2 protein-coding genes and 1 rRNA gene are annotated in these 6331 nt (G+C 41.6%); all 3 read left to right on the top strand.

The window, feature by feature from the left end:
* Positions 1-75: 75 nt before the first annotated feature.
* The 3 genes from L659_RS0115990 to L659_RS0116000 all read left to right on the top strand — a co-directional run bounded on the left by L659_RS0115990 (position 76) and on the right by L659_RS0116000 (position 6283).
* Positions 76-774 (top strand): metallophosphoesterase, encoded by a 699-nt coding sequence (locus L659_RS0115990; RefSeq protein ID WP_024591187.1) that lies wholly within the window; start codon positions 76-78, stop codon positions 772-774.
* 413 nt (positions 775-1187) lie between these two features.
* Positions 1188-4115, top strand: coding sequence for a TonB-dependent receptor (locus L659_RS0115995; protein WP_024591188.1), 2928 nt, complete (start codon positions 1188-1190; stop codon positions 4113-4115).
* 632 nt (positions 4116-4747) lie between these two features.
* Positions 4748-6283, top strand: a 16S ribosomal RNA gene (locus tag L659_RS0116000).
* Positions 6284-6331 lie beyond the last annotated feature (48 nt).

Raw genomic sequence — 6331 nt, forward strand, 5'->3', positions numbered from 1 at the left:
ATATTGTGTTACCTTAAGGCTTTATAAACTCAAGTATTAATCTAAGTTTTAGATTGCATTCTATAGGAGTCTATTTTGCATATAGGTATTAACGCTATTCAGGCTGTATCTTCAAAACAAGCAATATTTATTAATGATGAGTGCCGAGTATTTGTAATTGGCGATCTTGATGGTGATTTACCTGCCTTAAAAAACGCACTTAATAACGTAAATTTTAACCCTGAAAGAGATACTTTGTTTTGCCTAGGCGACTTTGTTGATCGCGGGGATAAAACATATGACTTATTTACACACTTACAAGCCATTAGGGCATGTATGATATTAGGTAATCATGAGCATTTAATGTTGGAATCATTATTAAGTAATGATAAAGCGGCTTTTAAATTATGGACTGACAATGGTGGCAATTGGCACAAGTCGGTATCGAGTGAAAAGCTCAATGTTATGTGCGATGAGTTACTAACTAAACCTCTTTCAATAGTACTTGAATATCGCGGTTATAAAGTTGGGTTGTCTCATACATTTGCACAATCGTGGGATTGGGAAAATTACCCGGATGATAAATCGGTGATTGTGCAATCTTTATTGTGGGATCGCGAAGTGGTTAAACAAAATAAGGTAGTTAAAAGTCATGGAGTCGACTTTTCAATACATGGACATAACTCAACTAAAGCACCTTTCTGGGTGGGTAATAGCTATCACATAGATACCAATTATTATGGTGGAAAGCCGACATTACTCGAGCTTTCAGAGGTTATTACTACGCTTGATTAACCAAGCGCTATTTAGCAATTGTTGCTTCTTTCAAATATCATCCGGCAGTTTTGCTTTTTAAAGTATAAACTGCTGACTACCTCATCTAATTATCCCCTTCGTTTTTTTGTATACACTTTATGATGATTTTTGCACTGTAATTATTTCATTAAGCTATTAAATACCACAAAGCCGCTCTTAGTTTGTTAATTGAGAGCGGATTTGATGTGTGGGCTGGGTTTTAACTTTCATTTAATAGGTATAAATACAGTTAAAAGAGACGTTTATTTAATTTAATATTGTTGGTTAACAAACGGTTAAGTTTGGCTGTGTAGAATTGGGAGCAATTTTTGCCATTACGTGAATAATTTGCGTAAAAGGACTAACTTCTCGCTTTAGTTTTATGAGCAGATTTAAATGGAACAGCCTCTCACATGATATTAGCAAGCATATACCCTTTCCCTTTTTCAACGTTTTGTAAGTCGTCACTTTATGTATCAATTTTTTCTGCTTTGGGTTCTACGTATGCTTTTGCAGCGCAAGAAAACAAAAACTCGCAGCACACAAAAGATATGGAAGTAATAGAAGTACGTGGTATCCGTTCAAGCATGGCCGAAAACTTAGATGTAAAACGTATGTCAGGCTCTGTGGTTGATGCAATTACCGCTGAAGATATTGGAAAATTCCCTGATAAAAACGTTGCCGACTCTCTTCAGCGTGTACCTGGTGTGGTAATTGAGCGTGACGGCGGAGAAGGTTCATCAGTCAGTATTCGTGGTTTGTCGTCGGCGCTAACTTTTACACAGCTTAATGGTAATTTTATTGCGTCTTCTCCGGGTGAACCTTCCCGTTCGTTTGATTATGCTTTGTTACCGTCTTCGATGATTGAAAGTGTAGAGGTTTATAAATCGCCAGAGGCACGCTTAGATGAAGGAGGGGTTGGTGGTACTGTATTAATGCATAGCCGAAAACCTTTGAGTATGGATGTAAACTCGGGTGTATTTAATGTAGAGAGTACTTACGCTGATGTTACAAAAGAGTATGAACCACAGTTTACGGGTTTATATTCATGGAAAAACGACAACGAAAACTTTGGTGTATTAGTTGGCTATACGTATCAGGAACGAATAAACAGGACACTTTCGGGCGGAACTGATGCAAATGTATGGCGCTACACTGGCGGTGGACAACCTACAGATATAAACGGTAACGCAGTTAATAACAATAATGGTTGGGATACTATTAATGATGCAAACGGCAACAGTTACGATGGAGTTTGGTTTCCACAAGTTGTGCGAGGTTCAGTTCTTAACGAAAAACGTGAGCGCGAAGGAATTCAAGTTAGTACACAGTGGCGACCAACAAATCGTTTAGAGCTTGGATTTAATTACTTTGGCTTTACACTCGGCCAAGACAGAACTGAATCTGTGATTGATATACCTGAGTGGTCTTTAAATTCTGATTTTTTAACTGATGTAAATCTTGATGAGTCGGGAAGTATTGTTACAGGTATGCAATACGATGCGATGGCAAGCGGTATTGAAAGTGATATGCAGTTTCCGTGGATGCGCGGCAGTTATGTACGTGAAGAATCCACCTCCGATACCTTTGATTTTAATTTAACTTATGAAGGCGATAATTTTAAAGCGCGTTTTGTTGTGGGTAATACAAAATCAGAAGGGGGGCCGGAAGAAAGCTGGGAAGCTGCATATAAAAGTTCAAACGCGGGCGAAAACGCCACTGCTATTCAAAATGCTGCTCAAATGGCAGGCTGGTCACTCAACCAAAATAATGTATCACTTAATATTGACCCTAATACACTAGCTAACTTGCAAAGTGGAATTGGAGGCGGTCGTGATGCGGGCTCTTCAAACTCAAGTTTTGTACGCAGTGAGTTAGAAGAAGATTATTACCAAGCTGATGTGGATTTTTATGTTGATTGGGGCTTTTTAAAAACAATTAGAACCGGTGTCAAATATCGTAACTCCACGCTTCATCGTGAAACTGGCAATACCTTCTTTTTAGATCCTAATTTTGATATTACTGCGGGCGAAGCAAGCGAGCAAGGTATTACGCGTTTCGACAGCTACCAATGGAATGGTGGAATGCCATTAGCTCAAAATGTATTTACTAGTGAGAGTAATATTGTTGGTGGTTTTGGTATAAACCAAATGCCAAGTATCGACTGGGATAAATATCGCGATATGGTCACTGCTAGCTATGTACCTTATACACGTATTGAAGATAACTTTGTTTACGACATTGAAGAGAAAATATCTGCTTTTTATATTCAAGGTGATTTTGAGTTTAGTGAAGTAAGAGGTAATTTGGGCGTGCGTGTTGTGCAAACAAAAACACTTACTTCATCTACTGACTTATATACCTACCAATTAGATCACACAAATGACGAAACAGGCGAGCCAGTAACTGGTGACGCACGCTTTGTAGAAGACTATCAATTAGTCACTCAAGAAAACGAAGACACTCAAATACTACCAAGCTTTAATATAGCGTGGGATGCAACTGACGATTTAGTTATTCGGGCGGCAATAGCAAAAGTAATGTCTCGTCCTGATTACAGCGATTTAGGTGCGCAGCAGCGTATTACGTTTGTATCGGATGAATGGGCAAATGATAGAGCTGCATTTAATGAACAGCCAGGTTTTAGCGGCAGTGGTGGTAATAAAAACTTGAAGCCATTTGAATCGGTGCAAGCTGATTTATCTATTGAGTATTATTACAGCGAGGGTTCTGCTATTGGATTGGCACTTTTTCATAAGAAAGTAGATAACTTTGTTGTGCCATTGGTAATTGATGTAGAGCAAAACTTTGCCGGTAAAAATAATATAGTAGATGCAGGAACCATTAATATAGCTCCGTATAGCACTGTAGGTAATGGTACCGATGCAATATCTAAAGGCGCGGAAGTATTTATCCAGCATGCCTTTGATAATGGCTTTGGTTTTTACGCAAATTACACCTATAACAAAACCAATAAAGCAGATGTAACAGTAAATGGTGAAGAGTTTGGTCAGTCGGCATTAATAGGCAGTGCAAAGTATCAGTACAACACCTCTGTTTATTATGAAGGTGACGCTTTTAATATACGTGCTTCATATAACAAACGAGGGGAGACAGTATTAGGCCTTAATAGTGGGTTAAATGTATATCAAGACCCGTACGAGCAAGTTGATGTTAATGCATCGGTTAATTTGTATGAAGGGCTAAGCTTAACAGCTGCTGTTATTAATTTAACTAAGTCGGAATCGGTAACGCGTTTAGGTGATGATACAGATGCACGATTACTTAACTCAAGCTATTCAGGGCGACGCTATTACGCAGGCTTTAATTATAGTTTTTAATTAACTGCATACGTAATACTTTATTAAACGCCAACTAAAAAATGTAGTTGGCTTAGCCTAACAGCACCTAATATTGTAGTTTTATGTATGCACGTAGTTTAACTGCTCATATGTTGGTTGTTTAATAGGCAAAAAAAGCTCTGCAGCCCTTTATTTGTATAGCTTTCATACTAAATTCATTTAATTGTCAAAAAGCTGAAATAAAACATTGACCCCCGCTCGAATCTCCCTATAATGCGACCCCACTGAGACAGGAAACGCCAACGCATAGCGAGGCACAAACAACTCAGAGAGTTAAATAAAACTTCGGTTTTAAATTGTCGAAAGAAAGTTTAAAACTAAGTGTTGACTCAAAAAATAAAGGGTGTATTATTCGCATCCCTTGAGACGCTAAAGCGACTCAAAACGTTCTTTAACAATATAAAGCAATCATCTGTGTGGGCACTCGTACAGATTGAGTTCTAACAGCCAACCTACTTAGGTAGCGAGGCAAACAAATTAGAGTCTCAATTGAAAACTGAGTGACCAATAGAATAGTTATTTAGGTAATTATTCGGCACAGTCAATTCAATATCGAAAGATATTAAAATAAATTCAGAATTCATTGAGCTGTCGAAAGACATAAAACTTTTTAATTGAAGAGTTTGATCATGGCTCAGATTGAACGCTGGCGGCAGGCCTAACACATGCAAGTCGAGCGGTAACAGAAAGTAGCTTGCTACTTTGCTGACGAGCGGCGGACGGGTGAGTAATGCTTGGGAACATGCCTTGAGGTGGGGGACAACAGTTGGAAACGACTGCTAATACCGCATAATGTCTACGGACCAAAGGGGGCTTCGGCTCTCGCCTTTAGATTGGCCCAAGTGGGATTAGCTAGTTGGTGAGGTAATGGCTCACCAAGGCGACGATCCCTAGCTGGTTTGAGAGGATGATCAGCCACACTGGGACTGAGACACGGCCCAGACTCCTACGGGAGGCAGCAGTGGGGAATATTGCACAATGGGCGCAAGCCTGATGCAGCCATGCCGCGTGTGTGAAGAAGGCCTTCGGGTTGTAAAGCACTTTCAGTCAGGAGGAAAGCGTGGTGGTTAATACCCATCATGTGTGACGTTACTGACAGAAGAAGCACCGGCTAACTCCGTGCCAGCAGCCGCGGTAATACGGAGGGTGCGAGCGTTAATCGGAATTACTGGGCGTAAAGCGTACGCAGGCGGTTTGTTAAGCGAGATGTGAAAGCCCCGGGCTCAACCTGGGAACTGCATTTCGAACTGGCAAACTAGAGTGTGATAGAGGGTGGTAGAATTTCAGGTGTAGCGGTGAAATGCGTAGAGATCTGAAGGAATACCGATGGCGAAGGCAGCCACCTGGGTCAACACTGACGCTCATGTACGAAAGCGTGGGGAGCAAACGGGATTAGATACCCCGGTAGTCCACGCCGTAAACGATGTCTACTAGAAGCTCGGAGCCTCGGTTCTGTTTTTCAAAGCTAACGCATTAAGTAGACCGCCTGGGGAGTACGGCCGCAAGGTTAAAACTCAAATGAATTGACGGGGGCCCGCACAAGCGGTGGAGCATGTGGTTTAATTCGATGCAACGCGAAGAACCTTACCTACACTTGACATACAGAGAACTTACCAGAGATGGTTTGGTGCCTTCGGGAACTCTGATACAGGTGCTGCATGGCTGTCGTCAGCTCGTGTTGTGAGATGTTGGGTTAAGTCCCGCAACGAGCGCAACCCCTATCCTTAGTTGCTAGCAGGTAATGCTGAGAACTCTAAGGAGACTGCCGGTGATAAACCGGAGGAAGGTGGGGACGACGTCAAGTCATCATGGCCCTTACGTGTAGGGCTACACACGTGCTACAATGGCGCATACAGAGTGCTGCGAACTCGCGAGAGTAAGCGAATCACTTAAAGTGCGTCGTAGTCCGGATTGGAGTCTGCAACTCGACTCCATGAAGTCGGAATCGCTAGTAATCGCGTATCAGAATGACGCGGTGAATACGTTCCCGGGCCTTGTACACACCGCCCGTCACACCATGGGAGTGGGTTGCTCCAGAAGTAGATAGTCTAACCCTCGGGAGGACGTTTACCACGGAGTGATTCATGACTGGGGTGAAGTCGTAACAAGGTAGCCCTAGGGGAACCTGGGGCTGGATCACCTCCTTATACGATTTAGAACTTATTTGTTCGTAGTGTCCACACAGATGATTGTTA

Source organism: Pseudoalteromonas sp. S8-8 (assembly GCF_000497875.1).
GTDB lineage: Bacteria > Pseudomonadota > Gammaproteobacteria > Enterobacterales > Alteromonadaceae > Pseudoalteromonas > Pseudoalteromonas arctica.

Bases quoted from the DNA above. Each gene is read 5' to 3' on its own strand.
- L659_RS0115995 (WP_024591188.1), top strand. From the start codon at position 1,188: ATGATATTAGCAAGCATATACCCTTTCCCTTTTTCAACGTTTTGTAAG.